Annotated in this window: 3 protein-coding genes; 2 read left to right on the top strand and 1 reads right to left on the bottom strand. The window is 69.4% G+C overall.

Going from position 1 to position 3,105, the window contains the following annotated elements:
- Nucleotides 1-168: 168 nt before the first annotated feature.
- Nucleotides 169-798, bottom strand: a complete 630-nt coding sequence (locus GT354_RS28965; protein WP_161359327.1) for a TetR/AcrR family transcriptional regulator — start codon at nucleotides 796-798, stop codon at nucleotides 169-171.
- 133 nt (nucleotides 799-931) lie between these two features.
- On the opposite strand from GT354_RS28965, the gene GT354_RS28960 reads away from it, so the two are divergent.
- Both GT354_RS28960 and rarD read left to right on the top strand, forming a co-directional pair.
- Nucleotides 932-1,861 (top strand): SDR family NAD(P)-dependent oxidoreductase, encoded by a 930-nt coding sequence (locus tag GT354_RS28960; protein WP_161359326.1) that lies wholly within the window; start codon nucleotides 932-934, stop codon nucleotides 1,859-1,861.
- Nucleotides 1,862-2,176: 315 nt separating this feature from the next.
- A partial coding sequence (rarD, locus tag GT354_RS28955) for an EamA family transporter RarD (RefSeq protein WP_161359325.1) occupies nucleotides 2,177-3,105 on the top strand: 929 nt, incomplete at its 3' end.

Genomic DNA, 3,105 nt, shown 5'->3' with positions numbered 1-3,105 from the left:
GGGCTCGGACTCGTCCCAAGCCCCGCCCCCGTCCCGGCCCTGTCCCGCCCCACCCCTGTCCCGCCCCCGTCGCCGCCCGCCCCCGGCCCGGCGTCACGGTCCGGTGCGGGGCGAGGACGACTTCGGGCGGTCGGATTCGCGAGGTCTCGACGGCGAGCGTCGGTGGCGTCAGGGGCGCAGGGCCTTGAGGGTCAAACCGACCAGGCTGTCCGCGTACTCCGGGGTCAGCGGGCCGGAGCGCAGCAGCCAGCGTTGGTACAGCGGGGCGTAGAGGAGTTCCAGGGCGAGGTCCAGGTCGATGTCGTGGGCGATCTGACCGGCGCGCTGGGCGCTGCGCAGCCGCTCCTTCTTGGCCTCGTCGACGGGGGCGGCCATCTTCTCGTGGTAGAGCGCGGCGAGTTTGGGGTCGTTGATGATCTCGGAGTTGAGTGCGCGGATCGGGCCCTCGAAGGCGGGGTCGGCGAATTCGGCGACGGTCTCGCGCATGAGGGACTTCAGGTCGGTCTCGACGTCGCCCGTATCGGGGAGCACGATCCCCTCCCCCGGGTCACTGAGCGCGAGAAACGCCTCGAAGACCACTTCGCCCTTCGAGGCCCACCACCGGTAGATCGTCTGCTTGCCGACGCCCGCGCGGGCCGCGATGGCCTCGATGGTCAGCTTCGCGAAGCCGACCTCGGAGACCAGCTCGCGAGCAGCGGTGAGAATCGCGTGGCGAGACTGCTCGCTGCGACGTGACGGATTCGGCTTCGTGCCGGTGCGGGCGGGGGGGCCGGTATCGGCGGCGCGGTCGGGGCTCATGCCGTCATCATACTCGACGTGCGAGACGAACCGTCTCGTCTTGACATCACGAATCCCGCCATGCATAGTGGAGCTCGTTGCGAGACGAACCGTCTCGTCTCCGATCGCCGACACGACATGACAGAGGTGCGATATGACCACTCCGAGCAACCCGACCGTCGCCGCTTCCGCCCCCGTCTCCACCGCTGCTCCCGCCTCCACGACGAGGTCCGCTTCCCCGGCCGCCGGCACCACGCCGGCCGCGGTGCGCGAGCCGCGGGTCTGGTTCGTCACCGGCGCCTCCCGAGGACTCGGTCGCGCGTTCACCGAGGCCGCGCTCGCGGCCGGCGATCGAGTCGTCGGGGTGGCCCGTGACATCGCGCCGCTCGCGGAGCTCGCCGCCGCGCACGAAGGCCGTTTCCTTGCCCTGCCGTTGGACGTGAGCGACCGCGACGCGGTGTTCGCGTGCGTCGAACGGGCGGTCTCGGTGTTCGGGCGACTCGACGTCGTCGTCAACAACGCGGGCAACGTGCTCATGGGCATGGTCGAGGAGGTGACGGAGGCTCAGGTGCGAGCACACCTCGACGTCAACTTCTTCGGCGCGGTGTGGGTGAGTCAGGCGGTACTGCCGCATCTGCGCAGGCAGGGCTCAGGGCACATCCTGGCGATCGGCTCGATGGGCTCCGCAGCAGGCTTCGCCTCCACGGGATTCTACGGCGCGGGCAAAGCCGCACTGGAGAACATGGCCGGCGCGCTCGCGATGGAGACTGCGGGCTTCGGCGTGCGCGTCACGCTCGTCCAAGCCGGGGGCTACGAAACCACCCTCTTCACCCAGGGCCTGACCCTGACCGAGGAGATCGATGCCTACGCCCCATTGCGCGACGAGTTGAACAAGATGTGGGCCGAATCGCAGGACGTCGATCCCGCTCGGGCAGCCGAGGTTGTCATGGAGCTGGTCGACCTGCCGGACCCACCCCGTCGGATCGTCCTCGGCGACCTGGCCTGGGACCTGGTGGCACAGATCGACGCGGACCGGCGAGAGGAGCACGTGAAATGGGAATCCCTGAGCCGCCTGGGTGGCTGACGGGCCATCACCTGGGCGGGGCGCTCACCGGGCCGGGTCGGAGCGGCGCGTTCGGGGCCGTCCTCGATTCGCTGCGCAGCCTCGGCGCCGCCGTTCGCTTCACCCGTGCCCGCAAGCCCGCTCGCGGTGCCTCTCGGGTGCGGTCCCGCCTGGGGGTCTACGCTCGTCGCCCGCAGCTTCACCTCCGTATCCGACGAGCTACGCGGGCGGGCCTGCGAGCGGTCCGGCCGTACGTCGCCGCACAACGTCAACGGCGATCCACTTGTTGGGGATTGGCTCCTGACGGCATGCCAGGTCCCCAGTACCGTCGGCCCCATGGGTTCAGAACGACGCGGTTTGCTGTTGGGCATGACGGCTTACGCCTTATGGGGGCTCTTCCCTCTGTACTGGCCGCACGTGAAGCCGGCGGGCGCCGTGGAGATCCTGGCCCATCGCATGACATGGTCGCTCCTGTGCATGGTCGTGTTGTTGGCCGTGCTCAGGCAGTGGGCCTGGATCCGCGAGATCCTGCGGAGTCCGCGCACGATCGGGACCGTCGCGCTCGCGGCGGTGATGATCTCGATCAACTGGGGCACCTACATCTACGGCGTCAACCACGACCAGGTCGTGGAGACCTCGTTGGGCTACTTCATCACTCCGCTGGTGTTGATCGGCATAGGCGTCGTGGTGCTGGGCGAGCGGCTGCAGGCGCTCCAGTGGGTGGCGGTCTCGATGGGTGTCGGGGCGGTGGTCGTGTTGATCGTCGCCTATGGCCGCGTGCCGTGGATCGCGTTGACGTTGGCCGCCTCGTTCGCCACCTACGGCTACGTCAAGAAGCGGATGAACCTGCCGGCGATCCACTCGATGGCGGTCGAGACCGCCGTGATGTTCCTGCCTGCTCTCGGCTACCTGATGTGGTTGGCGTGGAGCGGCGACTCCACGTTCGGCCACGAGGGCGCGCCGCAGGCACTGCTGCTGACGATCACCGGCGTGATCACGGTCATCCCCCTGTTGTGCTTCGCGGTGGCCGCCAACACGGTGCCGCTGAGCCGGATCGGGATGCTCCAATACCTGGCGCCCGTGATCCAGTTCGCGATCGGCGTCGCGGTCTACCACGAGCCGATGCCGGCCTCCCGCTGGGCGGGCTTCGCACTCGTCTGGGTGGCTCTGGCTCTACTGACCTTCGACGCGATCCGGCAGTCGCGGCGCGGGCGAGTGTCGGCCGGGTCGGCCGGCCCGTCCGGTGATGCCGCCGCGCCCGCGCC

Source organism: Streptomyces sp. SID3343 (assembly GCF_009865215.1).
Classification (GTDB): Bacteria; Actinomycetota; Actinomycetes; order Streptomycetales; family Streptomycetaceae; genus Embleya.
The sequence above is the reverse complement of the archived record's forward strand: the minus strand, read 5'-3'. Positions and strand labels throughout refer to the sequence as shown.

Excerpts from the sequence above, each read along its gene's own strand:
- GT354_RS28960 (WP_161359326.1), top strand. The coding sequence starts at position 932 with ATGACCACTCCGAGCAACCCGACCGTCGCCGCTTCCGCCCCCGTCTCC.
- GT354_RS28965 (WP_161359327.1), bottom strand. The coding sequence starts at position 798 with ATGAGCCCCGACCGCGCCGCCGATACCGGCCCCCCCGCCCGCACCGGC.